General features: G+C 47.5%; 18 protein-coding genes. 8 read left to right on the top strand and 10 right to left on the bottom strand.

Features of this window, described 5'->3' with window-relative positions:
- Positions 1 to 4 precede the first annotated feature (4 nt).
- The 5 genes from HMPREF3179_RS11370 to apbC form a co-directional block, all read right to left on the bottom strand.
- Positions 5 to 2266, bottom strand: coding sequence for an arginine/lysine/ornithine decarboxylase (locus HMPREF3179_RS11370; protein WP_070471318.1), 2262 nt, complete (start codon positions 2264 to 2266; stop codon positions 5 to 7).
- A gap of 110 nt (positions 2267 to 2376) precedes the next feature.
- Positions 2377 to 2940 carry a dCTP deaminase gene (gene dcd / locus HMPREF3179_RS11365; RefSeq protein ID WP_018025557.1) on the bottom strand — a complete coding sequence of 188 codons (564 nt, stop codon included), beginning with the start codon at positions 2938 to 2940 and terminating at the stop codon, positions 2377 to 2379.
- Positions 2941 to 3036: 96 nt separating this feature from the next.
- Positions 3037 to 9192, bottom strand: a complete 6156-nt coding sequence (locus tag HMPREF3179_RS11360; protein ID WP_246824460.1) for a translocation/assembly module TamB domain-containing protein — start codon at positions 9190 to 9192, stop codon at positions 3037 to 3039.
- Between the two features lie 10 nt (positions 9193 to 9202).
- Positions 9203 to 11134 carry an autotransporter assembly complex protein TamA gene (locus tag HMPREF3179_RS11355; RefSeq protein ID WP_070471314.1) on the bottom strand — a complete coding sequence of 644 codons (1932 nt, stop codon included), beginning with the start codon at positions 11132 to 11134 and terminating at the stop codon, positions 9203 to 9205.
- Between the two features lie 32 nt (positions 11135 to 11166).
- Complete coding sequence (apbC, locus tag HMPREF3179_RS11350; protein WP_018025554.1) at positions 11167 to 12291, bottom strand: iron-sulfur cluster carrier protein ApbC; 1125 nt, start codon at positions 12289 to 12291, stop codon at positions 11167 to 11169.
- Positions 12292 to 12394: 103 nt separating this feature from the next.
- Between apbC and HMPREF3179_RS11345 the strand changes: the two genes are divergently transcribed.
- The 5 genes from HMPREF3179_RS11345 (at position 12395) to lysM (ending at position 17158) form a co-directional block, all read left to right on the top strand.
- A complete protein-coding gene (locus tag HMPREF3179_RS11345) occupies positions 12395 to 12703 on the top strand; it encodes a hypothetical protein (protein ID WP_070471312.1) in 309 nt (102 codons plus the stop codon).
- A gap of 106 nt (positions 12704 to 12809) precedes the next feature.
- Positions 12810 to 14897 (top strand): methionine--tRNA ligase, encoded by a 2088-nt coding sequence (metG, locus tag HMPREF3179_RS11340; protein WP_070471309.1) that lies wholly within the window; start codon positions 12810 to 12812, stop codon positions 14895 to 14897.
- A gap of 16 nt (positions 14898 to 14913) precedes the next feature.
- Positions 14914 to 15648 (top strand): tRNA (guanosine(46)-N7)-methyltransferase TrmB, encoded by a 735-nt coding sequence (gene trmB, locus HMPREF3179_RS11335; protein WP_070471307.1) that lies wholly within the window; start codon positions 14914 to 14916, stop codon positions 15646 to 15648.
- A gap of 3 nt (positions 15649 to 15651) precedes the next feature.
- Positions 15652 to 16590 carry a prolyl aminopeptidase gene (pip, locus tag HMPREF3179_RS11330; RefSeq protein ID WP_070471305.1) on the top strand — a complete coding sequence of 313 codons (939 nt, stop codon included), beginning with the start codon at positions 15652 to 15654 and terminating at the stop codon, positions 16588 to 16590.
- Positions 16591 to 16723: 133 nt separating this feature from the next.
- Positions 16724 to 17158, top strand: coding sequence for a peptidoglycan-binding protein LysM (lysM, locus tag HMPREF3179_RS11325; RefSeq protein ID WP_036558121.1), 435 nt, complete (start codon positions 16724 to 16726; stop codon positions 17156 to 17158).
- A 101-nt stretch (positions 17159 to 17259) separates the two neighbouring features.
- On the opposite strand, the gene ffh is transcribed toward lysM, so the two are convergent.
- On the bottom strand, positions 17260 to 18762 hold the full coding sequence (gene ffh / locus HMPREF3179_RS11320; protein ID WP_036561080.1) for a signal recognition particle protein: 1503 nt from the start codon (positions 18760 to 18762) through the stop codon (positions 17260 to 17262).
- A gap of 82 nt (positions 18763 to 18844) precedes the next feature.
- Between ffh and HMPREF3179_RS11315 the strand changes: the two genes are divergently transcribed.
- The 3 genes from HMPREF3179_RS11315 to ampD are packed head-to-tail and all read left to right on the top strand — an operon-like array spanning position 18845 to position 20678.
- Positions 18845 to 19690: a cytochrome C assembly family protein gene (locus HMPREF3179_RS11315; protein ID WP_036561078.1), complete on the top strand. Its 846-nt coding sequence runs from the start codon at positions 18845 to 18847 to the stop codon at positions 19688 to 19690.
- A gap of 21 nt (positions 19691 to 19711) precedes the next feature.
- Positions 19712 to 19954: a PP0621 family protein gene (locus HMPREF3179_RS11310; RefSeq protein WP_018025546.1), complete on the top strand. Its 243-nt coding sequence runs from the start codon at positions 19712 to 19714 to the stop codon at positions 19952 to 19954.
- Between the two features lie 34 nt (positions 19955 to 19988).
- Positions 19989 to 20678 (top strand): 1,6-anhydro-N-acetylmuramyl-L-alanine amidase AmpD, encoded by a 690-nt coding sequence (gene ampD / locus HMPREF3179_RS11305; protein ID WP_018025545.1) that lies wholly within the window; start codon positions 19989 to 19991, stop codon positions 20676 to 20678.
- A gap of 16 nt (positions 20679 to 20694) precedes the next feature.
- On the opposite strand, the gene HMPREF3179_RS11300 is transcribed toward ampD, so the two are convergent.
- The 4 genes from HMPREF3179_RS11300 to HMPREF3179_RS11285 all read right to left on the bottom strand — a co-directional run bounded on the left by HMPREF3179_RS11300 (position 20695) and on the right by HMPREF3179_RS11285 (position 22615).
- Positions 20695 to 20994, bottom strand: coding sequence for a LuxR C-terminal-related transcriptional regulator (locus tag HMPREF3179_RS11300; protein WP_018025544.1), 300 nt, complete (start codon positions 20992 to 20994; stop codon positions 20695 to 20697).
- Positions 20995 to 21010: 16 nt separating this feature from the next.
- Positions 21011 to 21232 carry a response regulator transcription factor gene (locus HMPREF3179_RS12310; RefSeq protein ID WP_018025543.1) on the bottom strand — a complete coding sequence of 74 codons (222 nt, stop codon included), beginning with the start codon at positions 21230 to 21232 and terminating at the stop codon, positions 21011 to 21013.
- A gap of 516 nt (positions 21233 to 21748) precedes the next feature.
- Positions 21749 to 22087, bottom strand: a complete 339-nt coding sequence (locus HMPREF3179_RS11290) for a helix-turn-helix domain-containing protein (protein WP_070471302.1) — start codon at positions 22085 to 22087, stop codon at positions 21749 to 21751.
- Positions 22088 to 22393: 306 nt separating this feature from the next.
- Positions 22394 to 22615: a hypothetical protein gene (locus HMPREF3179_RS11285; protein WP_048767784.1), complete on the bottom strand. Its 222-nt coding sequence runs from the start codon at positions 22613 to 22615 to the stop codon at positions 22394 to 22396.
- Between the last annotated feature and the right edge of the window lie 229 nt (positions 22616 to 22844).

Raw genomic sequence — 22844 nt, 5'->3', positions numbered from 1 at the left:
CCAATCACTTATCCACTAAGCAATCAACGTAGTAACGAACGCTGCCATCCTCACCTTGCTCCATGCTTAAACCGTGCACAATGGTCTCAAAGCCCGGGAAAGATGCATTAAACTCGCAGGCAAACTGCAAGTACTCCACAATGGTGCGATTAAAACGTTCACCCGGAATCAACAAGGGAATACCCGGCGGGTACGGTGTTAATAATACCGCCGTAATACGTCCCTCAAGCGCATCAATATCTACCCGTTCAATTTCACGGCGCGTCATCTTATTAAAGGCATCGGCTGGACGTAGTGCAGCCTCCATCTCACTTAAGTAGACCTCGGTCGTAATACGTGCCAGATCATGACGGCGGTACGCTTCATGCGCTAGTTGACATAAATCACCCAAACCCATTTTTTCATAGCGTGGATACTGCTTAACAAAATCAGGCATACAACGCCATAAAGGCTGATTACGATCATAATCATCCTTAAACTGCTGCAAGGCAGTCACTAAGGTATTCCAACGACCCTTGGTAATACCGATGGTAAACATAATAAAGAAACTATATAAACCCGTTTTCTCTACCACAATACCATGCTCTGCCAAATACTTACTGACCAGTCCTGCTGGGATCCCCTGTTCACCGAACTCACCGGAAATCTCCAGGCCTGGGGTAATAATGGTCGCCTTAATCGGATCCAGCATGGTAAAGCCCTCACTGATATTGGCAAAACCGTGCCATTCATCATCCGGCTCCAGCAACCAATCCTCCTGCTCCCCAATATCATCATGCACTAAGCGTGGCGGCCCCCACACCTTAAACCACCATTCGTCCTTACCATAATCGGAAGCGACCTTGCGCATGGCGCGACGGAAGTCCATGGATTCGCGAATACTTTCCTCGACCAAGGCCGTGCCACCCGGCGGCTCCATCATTTGCGCCGCCACATCACAAGAGGCGATGATGGCGTATTGCGGTGAGGTGGAGGTATGCATTAAAAAGGCTTCGTTAAAAATATTACGATCTAATTGACGCGTTTCGGATTCTTGCACCACAATCTGTGAGGCTTGCGACAAACCGGCTAAGAGTTTATGCGTGGAATGGGTTGCAAAAATTAAGGGCTCCTGTGGCCGCGGGCGGTTCTCACCGATAGCATGCATATTTTCATAAAAGTCGTGGAAAGATGCGTGCGGCAACCATGCCTCATCAAAGTGCAGATTATCAATGGTGCTGCCAAGCTTTTCCTTAATCATTTCGACGTTGTACAAAATACCGTCATAAGTGCCCTGTGTCAGCGTCAAAATCCGTGGCTTTTTATTTAAGGCCTCACGCGCAAAAGGGTTAGCTGCGATCTTGGCTGCAATACTGGCTGGCTCAAACTCAGATAATGGAATTGGACCGATAATGCCCAGATGGTTACGGGTTGGACGTAAAAACACGGGAATCGCCCCGGTCATGGTAATGGCGTGCAAAATCGATTTATGACAGTTACGATCCACCACCACAATATCGCCCTCGGCCACCGTACCGTGCCAAACGATTTTATTGGAGGTTGAGGTACCGTTGGTCACAAAGTAGCAGTGATCGGCTTTAAAAATACGCGCTGCATTACGCTCCGATTCGGCGACAGGACCAGTATGATCTAATAACTGACCTAACTCTTCCACCGCATTACAGACATCGGCGCGCAGCATATTTTCACCAAAGAACTGGTGAAACATTTGCCCCACCGGGCTTTTTAAAAAGGCCACCCCACCCGAATGTCCTGGGCAATGCCAAGAATAAGAACCGTCCTGCGCATAATTCACCAGGGCGCGGAAAAATGGTGGCGCTAGGGTGTCTAAGTACTTTTTAGCCTCATGAATAATATGTCGCGCCACGAATTCCGGTGTATCCTCAAACATATGAATAAAACCGTGCAACTCACGCAAAATATCATTTGGCAAATGCTCACTGGTACGCGTTTCCCCATGCAAATAAATCGGAATTTCATCGTTGCGAAAGCGTAACTCGGCAATAAATCCGCGCAACTGACGAATCGCACTGGCCACCTCTTCAGGTGAATCCGAATCGAACTCCTCATCATCAATCGATAAAATAAAGGCACTGGCGCGACTTTGTTGCTGCACAAAAGAGGTTAAATCACCGTAGCTGGTCACCGGTAACACCTCCATCCCTGCTTCCTCAATCGCATCCGCCAAAGCACGGATACCAAAACCAGACGCACTGTCAGAACGAAAGTCCTCGTCAATAATTACAATAGGAAAACGGAACTTCATGTATAACCCCTATGGTCAAAGCTTAATTCCAAAAAAAGAAACCATAGCACAGCAAATGCTTAGGTGCTATGGCTTAACGACTACCTAGCCAATGGCTCGCATGCCTGCATTTAGGTTTTAGGCAGGGTCACACCTGTCTGACCCTGATACTTACCGGCACGATCCCGATACGAGACCTCGCACACCTCATCCCCTTCAAAGAAAAGCATTTGGGCGCAGCCCTCACCCGCATAAATTTTGGCAGGTAAAGGGGTGGTATTAGAAAATTCCAAGGTCACATGCCCCTCCCACTCTGGCTCTAAAGGCGTGACATTGACAATAATCCCACAACGGGCATAAGTACTCTTACCCAAGCAAACGGTAAGTACATTACGCGGGATACGAAAATACTCTACCGTACGCGCTAAAGCAAAGGAATTGGGTGGAATAATGCACACATCCCCCTCAAAATCCACAAAAGACTTTTCATCAAAGGCCTTAGGATCAACGATAGTGGAATTGATATTGGTGAAAATTTTAAATTCACGCGCACAGCGTACATCATAGCCGTAACTACTGGTACCGTAACTGACAATTTTCTCGCCATTTATCTGACGCACCTGACCCGGCTCGTAAGGCTCAATCATGCCCTGCGCAGCCGCTTCGCGAATCCAACGATCATTTTTAATACTCATGCTACCCTGCTCAACTTAATACCTTAAGAATGTATAGCTCATTAGTTTACTATGCTCTGTCGCTCAACAAAGCTTAGCGACAGGCTGCCGCCCAATCTAATCTCTAAAGAAACGACGATAGACCATTTCCAGCCCATTTACGGTACCAACCTTGGCATCGACGGTGAGGTTACGAATAAGGGTATAACTCACTCTGGCCACGGTGCCCGAGCCTGATAAGGCCTGCTCAATACTTAAATCAATGCCTTCCTTTAGACGCTTCGTAATTTTAATAAACTGCTCAGCAATATCATCCTGCCCCTGATAAGCGGTACTATCGCCTACCGTACGACGCGGCAAGAGCGAACCAGACTCACCTACATCACCTTTGCGAATGGCAATATCATCAATCCCTAGCTGCTTATATATCGGTTCACTCTCCGGATCACCGCCGATTAAAGAGGTACCGACGCTGAGCAGCATCGCTAAATCCCCACCGCTACTATCCGGTCCGCGCCCCATAATCAACCACGAGAGCTTTTCTACCTCACTCACATCAGGATAGGACACTAAGGTAATTTTAGGGTTACGGGCATTACCTACTACTCGCAAACCAGCTTCAACTTCCAAATTACGACGCAAGGCCTCAATATCTAGTACCGGATTCGCAATATCCCCTTGGAAAGCAATGCGTCCACGACGAATCTGCAAACGCTGACCATAGGCCTCAATCGCACCCCCACGGGTATTAAACTGACCCTCGGCACTTAGCTCATGCTGCGCCTGCTTAATCGTAATGGCACCTACTAAACCTGCATCTAAGCCAAAACCCACCACATAAAAGCGCGGCCCTAAGTCCACCGTAAAATTCAACAGCAAATCCAAGTCAGATTGCTTAGCGACTGGCGCTTCCTCACCCTTACGCACCACAATCACATCCGAATCCAAGGTGGGTGCGGTGCCTTTAATATCCACACTGACCCAACCGGCATCAGCAGTCACCTTGCCGTCCACCACAATACGCGGTAAGGCCGCATCAACCGCCACCTGACCGCTCATCATGGCAAAACGATCCGTACGTTGCAAAATAGGATAATGATCTAATACGACATTCACCTTACCACGTGAGGTCTGTAGATTCCATTGACCGGTGATATTGAGACTACCGTTTTGCGCCGGTGGATTTTCTTCAATCCACTGACGCGTACGCCACTCTTTAGGCACAATACGAATCACACTAGGGAAGTAAAGACGATTAATTACCACATTATTGCCATTAAGCCCTAGATCTAAGGTGCCGTTGAGGAGACGAATCCCATTTTCCACCTCCACAATACGCAAATCCTGCGCTTTCACCCCACCTGCAGTGAGCCAACGACCACCACGATAATTGGCCTTGACATCCACATCCACACGACCACCTAATTCCAGCAAGTCGCCCGTGAGGCCTGTCAGCCAAGAAATATCATCCATATGACCGACGATCTGCGCTTGGGTGCTGTTATCAAAAACCGGACTAAAACCGTCCAAATGCAGTTGCGCATTGCCTTTAAGATGCCCCTTGGAGTGGGTGGCTAGATTCAGATCAGCCGTCAACAAACTACGAGTGCCGCCTTGTGACCGGCTGCGGATACGTAAATCCATCGTCTGCAAGCCTAAGGCCACTGGTGGATCGCTAGGCAAAATAAAATCACCACGGCGATGTAAAATAGCGGCGGTGCCGTTTAACGCGCCATCAAAGTCCACATCCCATTCCACATCAAAAACCGGTGGATTCGTCACCGGCGTTTGGCGTCCCCGCACAATAATGCCATGGTTAAGCGATTTACCCTCCGCATCGGTACCTAAAGTAATGCCGAAGGCATCCGTCACATCCTCCAATAACTGTGGGGTAAGTGTGAGCCCACGGATAGCCCCTTTGCTATCGAACTTACCGTCTTTACCTTTGGAACCGCCTTGTTCCAAGCTGATACGATGGTTGCCCGGTAAAGTAATCTGCACGGTTGAGGCGCCCACATCCCACTCGGGTTTAGCATTAGCGCCTTGAGGAATAAAGCTTAAGCTAATACTTTCCGGCTGATTAATAGCAAAGCCAGCATGCGCCACATCAAGCCGTTCGATCACCCCAGACCAGCCCTCATAGCCATCCGCTAAAACTTTCCAACCACCATGCGCTGCCACATCAAAGTCGATGGGCGCTTTACCCACCTCCTTGAAATTACCCTGACTAAAACGACCCTTGGCGCTCAGATGATTATCGCTAATGCTGCCATCCAAGCGTAAATCCAAATCAATCGCCCCCGGTAAATCCGGCCACAACTCACTCAGGCTTGGTGCTTTTATCGATAATTGCAGACGATCATCGGCCTGACCAAAAGCACCCACAGAGACAATCCGACTTTTACCTAAACGCAGATCAATATCGGCCTTGCTTACACTGAAATCACGCTCATTTTGAACATACAGGCCGACATCAATTTTGCCCTGCAAGGGCTGACGATTCCAACGACTGCTAGGCTGAAACTCACCCGTGACATAGGCCTGTAACGGTGTATTATCCTCTTTCAATAACAGATTAAAGTGAATATCCCCGTTTATCATGCCGGGCGGCACCGCACCGTAACTAAGCTTTTCTAGTGGAATGCCTTTGGTCTGCAACAGACCGTATAGACGGGTCTGCTCCAAATAATTGCCGGCACTACCCGTAAATACTTGGGCATTTAACTCGGAATCATCGGGCAGCGTTAAATTAAGCTGCGCACGTTCCAACATAAAGGGACTGGCTGGGTGCAAATATAACTGCGCATCTAACTCAGACTTCGGCCCTGCGCCTTGCGCCACAATGTGCATACCCTCGGCGCTAAAGCCTTGATTATCAGCGCTTGCCTCATTGGGATTATCCTCAATCGTTAGCTGTAAATGATCAAAATCCAAGGGCACTGGGGTCGGAAAGGGCCATAAACCGGAGCTCTCTTGACGTTGTAGCTGAAAGCTACCACTCAGTTGATCTTCTTGCTTTAAATGCCACTCCGCATCAAAAACCAATTCATCCTCAGGCTTCACCGCAGCAAGTGGTGCTAATACCTTCTTATGCTGTAGACTATCCGCCGCTGCCTGTAAGTACTCATAGAGAGTCATGCTAGCGATTAGATGCTTGAGCGTTCCTTGAGTCTGCCAATGGGATGCCTGGCCCTCACTGTGTTGATGGTAAATATGGCTTTGACGGGCATCGGGATAAGTTAAGTTTAGCTCCGTCTCACCCACACGCCAGCTTAACTGCTGCTTATCGGTAGGCAGCATAAACTGTAGCGGCACCGGCTGTTGATTACTAAGCGCCATACCGGCATAGGAGGCATATAACTGCGCCAAGGATAAGCCCCAGCGCTGCGCTTGCCCGCTATCAAAGCTCACACCGCCATCCGCTTCAAGCGCTAGTAACAAGGGCTGTGCTTTTTTATCGGCACTTAAAAAGGCGTCATAAAGACCTTTTATATTTAAACTATGCCGCTCAACATCACCTCGAAGCGTCAAATCCAACTGTGCCTGACCCGGCGTCTGCGGCCACCATTGCGCCAAAACAGGTATCTCTGCGCTTAACTTAAGCTCACTCTCAGGCTGACCCACATCCCCATGTAACACAATTTTCGACTGCGCTAAATCAATCACCGTATCCACGTGATTGAGTTTAAGCTGATACCACTTCGGTGTAGCGAGGGCCTTATCTAAAGCAATTTGCTGCGGCAAGGCAAAGACCCCTGCCAAATCCACCTCGGCTTTAATTTGACCAATTAAATCCTGCGTATTCCAACGACTACCTGGCTTAATTTTCAGATCAGGTTGTAGCCTTAAGATTTGCACTCCTTGCAACACAGTCGCCGCCACCGTCCCCTCTAAATTTAAGGTGGACTGCTGCGGTAACTGCCCCAAGCTAAAGGCACTTAGATCAAACTCGCTCGCCTCAATACGAGCAAGCCATTGCCTTACTTGATGCTGACTAAGGTCGGGCGTGGTATCAATATCCACCGTTAACGATGCCTTATCTGTGCTGTCTACGTGGATGCTCGCTTGACTCAAGGCCATGGCAAAGCCTCTTTCAAGGCTCAGATCGGCAGTTAGCGCCGACTGCTCACCCTCAGCTGCGGCCTTAATCACTAATTGCTTAGCCCCTTCTTCATTCTGCGCTGGGGCTAAATTAATGCTTATTTGCTTAAAATCTAAAGGCAAAGGGTGCACTAAAGGCAGGATGGTGGCACCGCTTTGGCGTTGTAAATTCAATGTCCCCGTCACTTCCGGCTGTGCTTTTAAATCCCACTCCCCATCATAGTTAATGGCCTGAACCCCGCGTTGCGCTGCCATCGTTTTACGCAGTTGCGCCAAGGCTTGCTGCTGCGCTTTACGTTCAGGCGCCTTTAAGGCGGCCAGTGGCTGCGCTTCCAGGGCGGCTAAACGGGCATCTAACTTAGGCTCCAGCCCGACTAATTGCATGAGTTGATTAGCCAGCGTCAGATTCTTAAAATCCCCCTTGCTGGCCCATGAATTTGCACTCAGCGTGGTGCGATGATGATGTACCATCGCCTCATGCTCGCCGGGCATGGTTAAGGCCAAATCGACCGCGCCAATCGCCAGTAAAAAATCATCTGCCGTTTGCTTAAAGCTTAGATCCAGCGTATCCTGTTGCGCGAGCTTAAAGCCAGCGTGGGAGGCTTGTAATTGATCCAAATCAGCCTGCCATTGATAGCGACCCGCTGCACTACTTAATTGACCTTTTAAATCAAAATGCATATCCAGTGGTGCTTTGCCCAAGCCTTCCTGTGGCACCGCAGCTGAACTAGCAGCAGCCACTGCTGGTTCATAATGCAATTGCGCTTTCATATCATGCGCACTGAGACTGCCCAACATATTCAGTTTAAATGCTGCACGACCAGCGGCCGTGGGTGTCACTTGCGATAAATCCTGCAAATCCACATCTAACTGTAAACCCTCATGGGCGGTTTCCGAGCGACCAAACTGCCCCTTGGACTCAATACGATTAGTACCTAAACGCAATAAAATATCGGCACGATTAACACTTAGTTTGTCCCAAGCCGTTATCTCTGGCTCTGGAAACACCTCGCTAAAATCCAAATCAATATTAATCCCGCCATTTAAAGCCTCGGAATTCCAACGACTGCCGCGGAAAATACCACCCTTAAACAGCAAAGATTGGGGCTTAGCATGCGCATCCACATCCACTGCAAAATCAAAGGCTGAATCTAAACGTGAACCGTCCTGCACTAGATCCAACACAAATTTATCCGTCTTCAGCGTCCCTTCTAAGCGACGTGGGACTTTTTTATCGGCTTCTGCGCTCACCTCACTAGACGCTAAGGGCACGGAATGAATATCCGCCTCCAAGCGCATATCCTTTGCCACCGTTAAATCAATCACGGCCTTGGTTAAAGGAATGGTGGACTCAATATCTAGTCCGGCATCAAGGTTTAAATCCAAACCCTGCTCTACCCCATTGGCTTTAATTTGCAACGCCAAATCGTCCAAACCACCATCGGCCTGTACCATCGCATCTACCTGACAACGGGTTTGAATACGCATATCGCCTGTTTTGCCGAGCAGGTAGTTTACGCACAGCGGAGACTGGGTATGTAGCCCCTGATTCACCGTATCTAGACGCACATGCATCGGCCAAGGATAGGCTAATTTATCCAGTGCTACGGTACCGCTTAACTCGCTTTCCACATCGGGATGAGTCACCGTCAAGCGCTTTAGCTCAGCCTTGGTCCCACGATCATCTAAGACTAAATTCTGTAGATCAAAATTACTCAAGCCAACGGGTAAATTCTTGCCCTGCGCATCGGTCATGGTAAATTTACCGACCGAAACCCGATTAACTTGGATACTAATCGGAAGACTTAACTCATCAGCCGGCTCTTCCTCAGCTTTAGGCCCCGTTGGAAAAAGCTCAAGACTTAAATCACCACTCACTAGATGCTCAACCTCTAAGCGCGCTCGCAACAAACTCAACCAATTAACTGCTAAGGCATTGTCCTTGGCAACCACCTTGAGCGATGGCGTGACCACCTCCAACTCTTTACTCTCAATACCGCTCCAGATGGTGCCTTCAATCTGTAACATTCGCCCATTAATCTGTGCCATCACGGTATTTAACAGCCAGCGACTGCCAGACTGCGTGCCCACCAACAAGGCTAAAGCCATGAACAGCAGGATCAAAATAGCAGCGATAAGGCGGAGCCAAGTGAATCTAAAAAAACTCATCATCTTCTTTTGTTTAGAACGCCATACCTAAGGAGAAATGCCAACGTATTTTGCGATCACGATGGCCATAGGCAATATCAAAAAAGAGCGGACCAGCGGGTGTTTTAACCCTTGCGCCCACTCCGGTACCTAGATGCAACTTCATATCTTTAAACTTACGTGCAGCATCACCGGCATCCACAAAATAGGCCATGCCGAAGGTATTATTAAAATAATGGGTGTACTCCACACTCGCCACCGCTAGCGCACGGGTACCAATGATACTTTTATAGGACTGTTCACCAATACCAAAGTAGCGATAACCACGAATTGAGCCTGCGCCCCCAGTACGATAGCCGAAATCATCGGGGATTCGGGTGCTATCTTTAGCATGCACATAGCCAAGCTCGGCTCGTACCGTGATATTATCCCGACGCCCTATCGGCCACCATTGCTGCGCACGCACCGAAGTCCGCGCAAAGGGATCGCCACGCTCCAAATCAGCGCCGACACCCAAACCTAAGACAATTAAATTACCGGATCGCGGATCGAATTTACTATCCACATCACGGCGCAATAAATCGTAGGTCAACACCGCATTAGGCAATTCAAATTTAGGCTGCCCTTTACGCTTGACCGAATCATAAGCAATCGCTGCCGAATAACGACTCTCAAACTCGACCCGACTGGTCGGATCCAATTTAAATTCATGGGTACGTTTCCAACCCAAGGCAGCGCGACTGACCTCCTCATCAGAGTAATCCGAATGGCGCGCCATAATACCGAAGCTATCAACCGTCCCATCGTAGTTCGGTGCTCGGTAAATATCAAAATAACCGCGCTGCTCCTTAAGTCCCAGACTAGCACCAGCCTCCATGGTCACCGCTTGATTCCACACCACATTTTGACGGTATACGCCCTCAACCCGGAAGGTGTTCACCTCATCAATACCCACCGCAGCGGACATAATGCGGGCTGGCCCCTCAGTGACGCGCACCAAAACAGGTAAGACCGCTTCGTCCTGCTCGTAAATCGCCGGATCGTCGGGCTTTTTAATCGTGACAAAGGCACCACGGAAAAAATTGGTGGATTGTAAGGTCTGCTGCCATTCGTCTAGCTTTTCCTGAGAAAACTCCTCACCCGGCTCATAGCGTATATAACGCCGAATTAAACTTATCGGCACCCGCCGTAAGCCCTGTACCTCCGTGTGACCTAAGCGCACCGCTGGTCCACTATCAATCACCGTGCTTAAATCCGCCGTGGCTTCATCAGGATCAATCAAGGCCTGTGAATGAGTCATCCGAGCCAGATAAAAGTCCTGACTTGCCACCGCTTGTAAGAGCGAGTTCTTAGAACTACTCCAGACTTTATTAATAAAGACCTTACCCTTAGGCAAGCCCCAACCCTGGCGTAGTTCCTCAATCCGTTGCTGATAGCTAGATGACTTAGCAATGGTACCGCTAAACTCATTGGAGACACGATTGACATGCGTGAGCTCGCCAGGCTCAATACTAATATCCCAGGTTTCACCCTCAAAGTCCTCACCTACCTCCAAGGTCACCTTAGGGTCAAAATAGCCTCGGGTGGCCAAGGAGGATAGCACCGCATCCCGGCCCCGTCGGCGAATCCTATCGGCCTCACGACTATCCTGATCATCAGCCTGACGCACCACCGAAGAAATGGCGGCATCCACCACCTCTAGATCTTCGGGACTAAGACCACCAGGCATAATGATCACTTCAGGCACCTTGATCTTGGCCTCGGCATTTTCAATCTCCAGGGCGTGCACCTCTGCTGCCCTCTCTCGCTCAGCCTCTTTGGCTGCAACCAATTGACGTTCGCGCTCATAAATCGGCCCACTCATCGAGTCGGACTCGCTCAGGGCACGCTCTGCGAAGCCTAAACTAAGCGCTCCCACTAAAAAAAGACGAGATAAGTTGGGCAGCGTATTGCTCTTAAATGCCATGCGTAATCAACGTTAAGTGACTTGGTTTAGGATTAAAGATTTTCCACAACTACTTTGGGGAAAGCACCGCTTCGGTCGATAGGCAATTCGGAAATATTATAGGCAAGGCGACGCGCAATCAAATGATAACGCTTAGCAGCTTCCGATTCGGGGTCAGAAACCACCGTTGGCTGACCAGCATCCGTTTGTTCACGTACCGCACGACTTAATGGCAATGCACCTAACCATGGCACTTCAAGCTCCTGCGCCATGTTTTTACCACCCTCTTCACCAAAGATATGCTCCGCATGACCGCAATGACTGCAAACATGTACGCTCATATTTTCCACCACCCCGAGAATAGGTACATTAACCCGCTGGAACATGCGTAAACCCTTGCGCGCATCCAATAAGGCCACGTCCTGCGGCGTTGTCACCACCACCGAACCGGTTAGCGGTGCCTTTTGCGAAAGGGTCAAGGCAATATCACCCGTGCCCGGCGGCATATCAATAATTAAATAGTCCAATTGAGGCCAAGCGGTCTGATTAAGCATCTGCTCAACCGCCTGCGCTACCATGGGCCCACGTAAAATCGCAGGGGCGTCAGTCTCGAGCATAAAACCAATGGAGTTCACTGCTAAGCCATAAGCCTCCTGCGGCTTCATGCCACCGCCCTGACTCTCATCCACGCTTTCAATTTTGGCGTCTTCGATATTTAAAATTAAGGGCTGGCTGGGGCCGTACACATCCGCATCTAAAATCCCCACCCGGGCACCGGCTTGGCATAGCGCTAAAGCAATATTCGTCGAGGTCGTGCTTTTACCCACCCCCCCTTTACCGGAGGAAACAGCCACAATATTTTTGACAGCTTTCAGGGGCTTGAGACCACCCTGCACCACATGGCTACGAATGGTATCTGACCACTCAATCTCGATCTCGGGAAAACCGCACTCCTGGGCGATTTGACGAATATGGATCAGGACCTTTTGCTTATCCTCACCTAAAAAATAACCCGGCTCGAACTTGAAATGTAGGGTGGAGCCCTTAATTAAAGACATCATGCCCTTTTTTAAGCTGAGATCGCGCTCTTTAATTTTATGGCCGATATTGATACCTAAAACGGGGTCCACTAACTCTTTTTGTAAGCGACTGTATAAGGTTGCAAGTTCTGCGTTCATTCTAAAGATTTTCCAAATTTATAAAGTAGAATTAATTATTAATAGCATGATTGTAGCTATTTAGACTACGAAAACCAGATCATTACACGGAGTATTTCGTAACATGAAAAACTTTTTTCAAAGCTTATTGGCTAATATAGCCTTTATTACCATCACCCTTATCGGTTTGGTATTGGCCTTTACATTTATTTTTACACTGCTTATCGGGGTAGCTGCTTTATATATCATCAATCGCCTCCGCGGTAAGTCATTTTCTGCACGCCAGTTTTGGCACGAACAAAGACAACGTGCTCGTACCAGAACAGCAAATTTTACCTCACATTATCAATATAAATACGGTCGTCAATCGGATAATTTTACACGACCGCCAGAGTCTGAGATCACCGATGTCGAATTCCGTGAGATTAGATAGCGACTCTCTTCTGCAAATCTAGCCCTTTCCTCAAATTATCCAAGCTCAATAGATTAGAATAAAGGATTAATTCCTTAATCCTTTATTTTTTTGCTTTTTAAAATCTATGTCTCGCACTTTATTCGTTACAACGGCTCTACCCTACGCCAACGGTTCGTTTCACATCGGTCATATTATGGAGTATATACAGGCTGATATCTGGGTTAGAGCATTACGAATGTCCGGTCACACAGTACACTTTGTTTGTGCGGATGATGCGCATGGCGCACCCATTATGCTCAAGGCCGAAAGTGAAGGCATCAGCCCCGAGGAGCTGATCTCCCGCATCGCTGCCGAACGGCCAAAGTACTTAGATGGTTTTCATATTAAGTTTGACCATTGGCATAATACCCACAGCCCAGAAAATACCGAGCTCTCCCAAACCATTTATAAGGAGCTCAAGCAAGCGGGTCTAATTAGTCAGCGTAGCATTGAGCAATTCTACGATCCTGTGAAAGGCATGTTTTTACCGGATCGCTACATTAAGGGTGAATGCCCGAGCTGCCACGCCAAGGATCAGTATGGCGATGCCTGTGAGCATTGTAGTACCGCCTATTCACCCACTGAACTGATTAACCCCTACTCCACCCTAACCGGGACCACACCCGTACTAAAAAGTTCCGAGCATTTCTTCTTTAATTTATCGGATCCGCGCTGCGTGGAGTTTCTCTTACAGTGGACGCAGAGCAACAACGCCCAAGATAAGCCACGTTTACAATCCGAGGTCTTAGCTAAAACCCGCGAATGGCTCGGTACCAGCTTAGAAGAAAGTAAGCTAGATGACTGGGATATTTCACGTGATGCGCCCTATTTCGGGATTGAAATCCCGGATGCGCCGGGCAAGTATTTCTATGTGTGGTTGGATGCACCAGTCGGTTATCTGGCCGCCTTCAAAGCCTATTGCGATAAGGTCGGTCTTGATTTTGATGCGCTCCAAGCACCGGACTCTGATACTGAACAATATCACTTTATCGGTAAGGATATCGTCTACTTCCACACCTTGTTCTGGCCAGCCATGCTGAAGTTTTCAGGGCGCAAGGTACCTGACGGGCTAAATGTACATGGCTTTATTACCGTCAGTGGGGAGAAAATGTCCAAGAGCCGTGGCACCGGCATTTCGCCGCTACGCTATCTGGATATCGGCATGAATCCTGAGTGGCTCCGCTACTATCTAGCGGCGAAGCTCAATAGCCGAGTTGAAGATATTGACTTTAACCCTGATGATTTTATTGCTCGGGTGAATGCCGACTTAATTGGTAAGTATATTAATATTGCCAGCCGTGCGGCGAACTTTATCAGCCGTCACTTTGCGGGTGAGCTTAATTATCTCGGTGATAAAGAGGCGCTAGCGGCCGAATATCAGGCTTTAACTGAGCAAATTGTGAGCGATTTTGAGGCGCGTGAATATGCGCGTGCGATTCGCACCATTATGGCACAAGCGGATAAAATCAATCAGGCTTTTGACCAGGCACAACCTTGGGTAATGGCCAAGGGCATTAGTGAGGCATCTGCCGAGCAAAAAGCGCAGCTACAGAATATTTGCTCACGCGCCCTCGCTGGCTTTAAAGCACTATCCGTACTCTTAGCGCCAGTACTGCCAGAATTAGCTTCACATGTTGCCAAGGAGTTGTTTGGCCTAGGACGCGATTTTATTTGGTCTGATGCAGCCGAACTACCGACCGCCATTGCACCGTTTAAGCACTTGATGAAGCGCGTTGAGGAAAAGCATTTAGACGAGCTACTAGCGATTGAGGCAAGCCCTACCGCCACCGCCCCCACCGACGAGGTCAAGCCTGGCGGCGAAGCAATTGCACCCACCATCAGCTACGATGATTTTCTAAAGGTGGACTTACGTATTGCGAAAATCATTGATTGTGCCGCGGTCGAAGGGGCTGATAAGCTGCTACGCTTAACCCTGGATCTGGGTGAGGGTCGCCATCGTCAAGTATTCTCTGGCATCAAATCCATGTATCAGCCCGAGCAATTAATCGGCAAACTGACCGTCGTGGTAGCGAACCTAGCGCCACGCAAAATGAAATTTGGCCTGTCTGAGGGCATGGTGCTGTCAGCGGCACACGCAGACAGCAAGCAAAACCCCGGTTTTTATGTATTAGAACCCTTTGAGGGTGCCGAGCCTGGCATGCGCATTCTCTAAGTCCTTGAGGTTTTATATGCAAACACATGATCACATGGACACAACACCAACAACGCCCACAGAGACCGAGGAAAAAAAGGACTGGGGTCACATTAAAAGCTATGTCCATCGGAGCACCCATATTACCCCCGGTCAACGCCGTGCGCTAAATGGCGAGCTCTACGAGCGCTGGTGCCTGCGCTATCAACCAGGCTTTATTCAGTATGAGGAGATCTTTGGTCGTCAGGCCGCGACGGTACTAGAAATCGGTTTCGGCATGGGTGAAACCACCGCCAAAATCGCTACCGCTGCGGCGGATAAAAACTTTATCGGGGTGGAGGTGTTTTCGGGCGGTGTCGGTTCCTTACTCAATCGCATTGAGGACGAGGGCATAACTAACATCCGCATTATTCAGCATGATGCGGTGGATGTGGTTAATCATATGCTAGCGCCCGATTCCCTTGACGGGGTACATATTTACTTCCCCGATCCATGGCCCAAGAAGCGTCACCATAAGCGTCGCCTCGTGCAATCACCCTTTATTAAGCAACTGGTGAGCCGCATCAAGCCCGGTGGCTATTTGCATTGCGCTACCGATTGGGAAGATTATGCGATGCAAATGCTTGAGGTGCTGAGCCATGAAGAGGCACTAAAAAATCGTTATCCCGACTTTGCGCCACGACCAGATTACCGCCCCTTAACCAAGTTTGAAAATCGTGGTCTTAATTTAGGTTACGGTGTGTGGGATTTAATTTTTGAGAAAAAGGCTTAAGCCATGTATCCACCCATTGAGCCCTATCGACACGGTTTTTTAGACACCGGTGAAGGTCACCAGGTTTATTGGGAGCTCTGCGGCAACCCCCAGGGTCAGCCCCTCATCTTTTTGCATGGCGGCCCGGGTGCTGGCTGCAGCCCTCAACATCGACAGCTTTTTGATCCCGAGCGCTACCATATTTTATTATTTGATCAGCGTGGTTGTGGGCGCTCAAAACCCACCGCCTCGCTGGAAAATAACACGACGCCACAGCTGATAAGTGATATGGAGCGCTTGCGCGCAGAGATTCTCCAGGTCGATCAATATGTTGTGTTTGGTGGCTCCTGGGGTTCTACCCTAGCCTTAGCCTATGCCCAAGCGCATCCAAATCGGGTCAAGGGATTGATTCTGCGTGGCATCTTTACGCTGCGCAAAGAAGAGGTTCAATGGTTTTATCAATCCGGTGCTAGCTTTATTTTCCCTGATGAATGGGAAAAATACCTCGCCCCCATACCAGCTGCCGAACATGATGATCTGGTCAGCGCTTATCATCGTCGCCTAACTGGCAATGATGAGGATGAGCAACTTCGCTGTGCGTATGCTTGGGCGCAGTGGGAAAGTAATACCATCTCCCTCCTACCTACAGCCGCCAAAGCACTGACGCTTGCTGATCGGGATGCGGTTCTCAGCTTTGCGCGTATTGAAAATCACTATTTCAAGCATGCGGGCTTTATGGAGGAGGGGCAATTGTTACGTGAAGCACACCGCTTAGCTGATATTCCAACCATTATTATCCAAGGGCGCTATGATTGCTGCACCCCTGCTAAAACTGCTTGGGAGCTGTCTAAGGCCATGCCTCATGCCGCCTTTCACTTAATTCCGGATGCGGGTCATGCCTTTAATGAACCCGGGATTTTAGCTGCTTTATTAGATGCCACGGATAAATTCGCTACGCTATAAAGCATCACTAGTTAAACGATACTCGCTGAAATTTAATAACCAATTAATACGTTAGTTACAAAACAATTTGCTAGAATCAAACTAGTCGTTTTCTTAGAGACGACTATTTATTCAATGACAAAAGGAGCAAATAATGGGTTTAATCAGCTTTGTTAAAAACGTTGGTGAGAAGCTATTTGGTGGCAGTGAAGCAAAAGCAGCAACCGCTGATGAGCTTAAAAAAGAGTTAGATAAGCACGGCTTAAATGCTGAGGGCTTAGATATTGCGGTTGATGGTGATAAGGTAGTGGTCAAGGGTAAGGCTGCCGATGCTGCGACTGCTGAAAAAATTGCCGTCGCCTTAGGTAATACGATCGGTGTTGCACAGGTTGATAATCAGCTAGAGGCTGCAAGCAATGAGGGCGAGTCTAATTTCTACACTGTAAAATCCGGTGATACCCTATCCAAAATTGCTAAAGAGCAATATGGTAATGCCAACGACTACATGAAGATTTTTGAGGCTAATAAGCCCATGCTTAGCCATCCAGATAAAATCTACCCAGGTCAGGTACTACGTATTCCAAAATAGGATAGCGTTTAATTAAATAAAGCCCTAAGTAAGTGATTACTTAGGGCTTTTGTCTTGCGCAGTCAACACGGCAGACCGTGCAGACCGTGAGTACTTCTCGACTAGCGACGACGCTTACGCTTAGTACTACCGCTACGGTTACGTCCCATGCCAGCTAAGCCAGACAGACCACCACCCATACCGGGTAGACCTCCTGCACCACCACCCATCAAGCCTCCCAGACCGCCTAAGCCACCAAGCGCACGCATCATTTTTTGCATACCGCCCTTTTTGAATTGCTTCATCATGGCTTGCATCTGTTCAAACTGCTTTAATAAGCGGTTTACCTCTTGCACCTGTACGCCCGCCCCCTTAGCAATACGCTGCTTACGTGAAGCCTTTAAGATCTCGGGCTTTGAGCGCTCCTCAATAGTCATGGAGTTAATAATGCCTTCGGTACGGCGCAATTGCTTTTCAGCCTCTCCGCCTTGTAATTGACCCGCCATGGCAGAAAATTGCGCCGGTAATTTCTCCATAATAGAGCCCATATCGCCCATTTTTTTGACTTGCTGCAATTGATCCAAAAAGTCATTTAAATCAAATTTATCGCCCTTTTTAAGCTTAGCGGCCATTTTCTCCGCTTCGGCAATATCAATATTGCGCTTCGTCTGCTCAACCAGCGAGAGAATATCGCCCATCCCTAGCACACGCTGCGCCATACGCTCAGGATAGAAAATCTCTAAACCGTCCAGCTTTTCCGAGGTACCGACAAACTTCAGCGGTTTACCCGTCACATGGCGCACAGAAAGGGCCGCACCACCGCGCGAATCACCGTCAAGCTTTGTCATCACCACGCCGGTTAAAGGCAACACATCGGAGAAAGCCTTCGCGACATTGACCGCATCTTGACCCTGCATGGCATCAACCACAAATAAGGTCTCAACCGGTTTTAAAAAGCGATGTAATGCACTGATTTCATCCATCATGTCCTGATCGATACCTAGGCGACCGGCCGTATCCACGATTAGGACATCGTAGAAATGACGCTTGGCATGTTCTAAGGCACTGTGCGCAATGTCTAAGGGCTTTTGTGAACCATCGGAAGGAAAGAAATCAACACCAACCTGCGCCGCCACCGTCTTTAGCTGCTCAATCGCTGCGGGACGATAAACGTCAGCACTAACCACTAAGACCTTTTTCTTATCGATTTTTTTGCCGTTTTGAGTGAGCTCACCCTCACGCAATAAGCGCGCTAACTTTGCTGTGGTCGTGGTTTTACCCGCCCCCTGTAAACCGGCCATTAAAATGACTGCTGGTGGCTGCGCCGCAAGTGATAACTCGGTCTCAGCGAGCGGCAAATCACCACCCATAATGCGCGTCAACTCATCACTCACGACACCCACCAAGGCCTGACCTGGGTTCAGACTACCTACCACCTCCTGACCCATGGCCTTTTCCTTGACCTCTTGGATAAACTCTCTTACAACGGGTAGGGCAACGTCCGCTTCTAGCAATGCCATGCGGACCTCTCGCAACATCTCCTGCGTGTTAGCTTCAGTCAGGCGTGCCTGACCACGCATAGTTTTTACAACTCTGGATAAACGATTGGTTAAATTATCAAGCATTATTCATCACTCTATGGTTAGGCAGAAAAGTATATAATGATTCTTAGTATTATTAATTTTTTAAGAGAAGCCTTTCTGCTTTATGTCTCTAGATATTGTATTGCACTATCTATCTGCGTTGGCGTATCTACTGCTAGCCGCCTCAATTTGGTATCCCCTCTGGCAAAACCGCGAGCTCAGCGCTAGCAGAGGAGGTCGCCATTGGGCACTGCTACTGATTTTACTATTGCACGGTGTCGCCGTCCACTATGCGATGCTTTATAGCGATCATATACGCATCAATTGGGCGCTAAGTATTTCACTTACGATTTGGTTTGGCATGATTATTTTCTGGATTGAAAGTAATTTTGTTTCCATCAAGGCATTATTACTGCCTTTGGGTCTAAGTAGTGCGCTAGGCTGCTTATTACCGGCTTTTTTCCCGACCTCTGACAGCGGTGTGGTGATTCAGGTTAATAGCGAGATCTTCCGCATCCACCTGATTATTTCACTATTAGCCTATAGTGTGATTGCGCTTGCCACGGTGCAAGCCTTGATCACCACGGCGCTTGACCGCTACTTACATACACCACATGATTTTGATTCCAAACAAAAGTTTTTAAATCGCTTAGTGGATGCGCAACCGCCTTTACTACTGCAAGAGCGTCTTTTATTTAGACTGGTTTGGATCGGCTTTGCCCTATTAACCCTCTCTATTGCTACCGGTAGTTGGGTCTCATGGCGCTACTATCATCAGCTCTTACCCCATGACCATAAGACCTTTTTTACACTATTAGCTTGGCTGGTCTTTGCCTTTCTACTGAGTGGTCGAGTTATTTGGGGCTGGCGCGGCCGCATCGCCCTACGTTGGAATTTACTGGGCTTCTTTTTATTGATGTTAGCCTATACCGGTTCGCGCTTTGTCTTTGAAATGATTCTCGGACGCTAGCTGGAACTTGCCGGAGCTTATATGAGACTTTTACTATTAATCATCATTGCCCTCATCGCCTTAGTCTTGGTCAATCGCGCCTTAAGCAATGCACGCCGCACCATCCAAGCTAAGCAGGCAGAGGAACGGGCGCAAGCCACTAAAAGTATCCCCATGGCTCAATGCAACTATTGTGGCGTCCATATCCCTGAAAATGAAGCGGTACATTATAAAAATAAGACCTGGTGCAGTTTAGAGCATGCAAAAAGCGCAGACAAGGTGTAAGCTAGTTACAGCGCAATGGATTTAGGGATTTTCTATGAAAAGTGTGAGTGAGACCAAGAAAAAAACGCCGCTTTTGAAAATCGATCGTCATGGCTGGTTAAGACAGTACACGGGCCTTAGCTGTGCGGATTTGACACTACCATCAGCTACGCCTCGTAAAGCAAAGTTCAGAGTGCTTAAAAAGCCTAAGGAAGCCCTAGTTAAGCATGTAGCGTCGCCCAACTTTGCGAAAAGACCCAATGGTCTGCGGGCGAGCTTATTGGTGATTCATCATATCAGCCTACCGCCGAATGAGTTTGGTGGTCCCTACATTGAGCAGCTGTTTACTAATCAGCTCAATCCTAAGACACATCCGTTTTTTGAAGAGATTAAAGACTTGCGTGTATCGGCGCACTTTTTAATTCGTCGCAATGGCCAAATTGTGCAGTTTGTGAGTGCTGATGATATGGCCTTTCATGCCGGTCAATCCGATTTTGTCGGACGTGGACCATGTAACCCCTACTCCATTGGTATTGAACTTGAGGGTACAGGCTCAACGGCATATGAAGCGATTCAATATCATCACTTGGTGTTATTAACGCAGGCACTGAAGCGGCGCTATGGCTTGACTGCGGTAAGAGGTCATGAACATATTGCCCCCGGACGTAAACAGGACCCTGGTCCTAGTTTTGATTGGCAACGCTATGCCAAAGAGGCGGGTTGGCGCAGACGACAACTTCCCTAGCCCAGCACGTAATCCACTAGTGTAGCTTCTTCCCCTTGTCTAAGGCTTGATTGCTACGATAGACCAATTCAACAATATTTTTGACTTGGTACTTTTGAATGATATTGGCGCGATGTATTTCTACTGTGCGTACTGAAATACCAAAAGCAGCTGCACACTCTTTACTGGTTAGACCCTTTTTAGTCAAGAGGAAAATCTCTTTTTCCCGCGGTGTCATCCGGTCAAGGGTGTAATCCTGCGCTGGCATCGACTGCTTATTTCGCTGTGAGGAACTAGTTTTGCTGCGCTTTTTACGTATCAGATCTTTGTCCATCATTACTTTCTGAAGCCTCCTATACAAATAAATAACTGTAATCATGCTGCAATTCTGCTGCATTGCGCACATTAAGCTTTCTAAATACATTCGCACGATGGGTTTCGACCGTGCGCTCGGAGATATCCAGTGCTTGACTGATTTCCTTATTCGTGTAGCCTTGTACCACAAGACCACACACACTTAGCTCACGAGGCGTTAAGCTTGGCGGTTTTGAGGTATGTAAAGACATACTTTGCATATGAATCACCTTTATATATTTAAAAAATGTAGAAATATATTTTGGAAATAAAACTTCCGAATTCCTAAAACATAAAAGATCAACAGCTACAAATATAAAACCACGCATTTGCAGCCAATTTCATTAAACATGTTTTTTATATATAGGTAAACCCTAATTAAGAAAAAGCTTCTTTTTATAAGTAGTTTCCCTGATATCTTTAGGCTTTTTTGTGTTATAAATGCGACGATTAGTTTAAACTTCACTTATTAGCTCTTAAATTCGGCTAAATCTAGTTTAAATGCAAACTATTTAGCACTTAAGCTATTAATAAGCTGCTGCTTATAGTATATAACTTCATAAACTACCAAAAAGAAGAGGCAACAGCTTACGCCATTGCCTCTCTTTAATCATCCTTTAAGCTAGGAACACACCTATTTTTAATTCAATTGTTTTTTTTAAATCTTTGTCAAATTTTTAAGTTAAAAAATTATAAGTTTTAATTAAACAGAAAAAAAACTTTCTTTTCTATAATTTTTACAGTTGTTCCACTGAAATACCTAAGGCCTGTGCTATTCGTATTTTAGTCGCCTTACGTGGTTTAGCATCAGGAGCTTCCATTTGAGCATAGGTAGGCTGTGCAATATTAAGGCGTTGCGCTACCTCAGCCTGAGTAAGACCTAAGTACTCACCCCATGCACGTATACCACTCCAGCCATTATCCACTTCAAGCTTGACAACTTCGTGGGGAGTTGAACCATCAATGGGTATACGTGGTTCTTTACCTCTGGTTAACTGTAAATAATCAGCATATGGCAAAACAACATACTCCGGTTTGCCATTTTTACTAACTAATGTGTGGTTGGTGACATCCATACCTTACTCCCTAATAAGTCCGATCATCTCTTTTGGTGACTTCTTGTACATCACAATCTTTATTTGTGTTTGGACATCAAAAAAAACACGATAACGGCCAACTCTCAGACGAAGCTGCTTTTTTGCTCGGTTGACCGGTAGATATCATACATAGAATCTTCAATTTAATTATAGGTTTAATTATACCATAAGCTATTAAACCTATCTAGTTTGGTTCTACATATAGAACGCCAATTATTAAAATTTAATGAGTATGTGACAACTATCTCGACAAATACCGGAAAAATCATCGCTCATTCATAAAAGCTATAAAATTGGCAAATGCTTATATTTTTCGTCAATGTCTTTGATTTCCGAAATGAGCTTCTCGTAATTTATATCTGCATGAGAAGTGGAATATAAATCACTTCTTAATAAAGCAAGTTTTCTCTGGTCTTCATTGAAAGATAAGGGCAAGCGTCTCGCTAGCCCAGCTTGAACTTGTGCTAAAAATTGAATCAATACGTCTTTTTGCGCAACAGTACACATATTTTCGCCTTTAAATTAGATGTTCGTCAATTGTTGTTTTAGCAGGTAAACCATAGTTTTCACAGTTATTCCAGCGAAATACCTAAGGCCTGTGCTATTTATATTTTAGTCGCTTTACGTGGCTTTGCATCAGGTGCTTCCATTTGAGCATAGGTAGGCCGTTCAATATTAAGGCGTTGCGCTACCTCAGCCTGCGTAAGACCTAAGTACTCACCCCATGCACGTATAC

The sequence above is a fragment of the Oligella sp. HMSC09E12 genome, from assembly GCF_001808505.1.
In the GTDB taxonomy this organism is placed as follows: domain Bacteria; phylum Pseudomonadota; class Gammaproteobacteria; order Burkholderiales; family Burkholderiaceae_B; genus Oligella; species Oligella urethralis.
The sequence above is the reverse complement of the archived record's forward strand: the minus strand, read 5'-3'. Positions and strand labels throughout refer to the sequence as shown.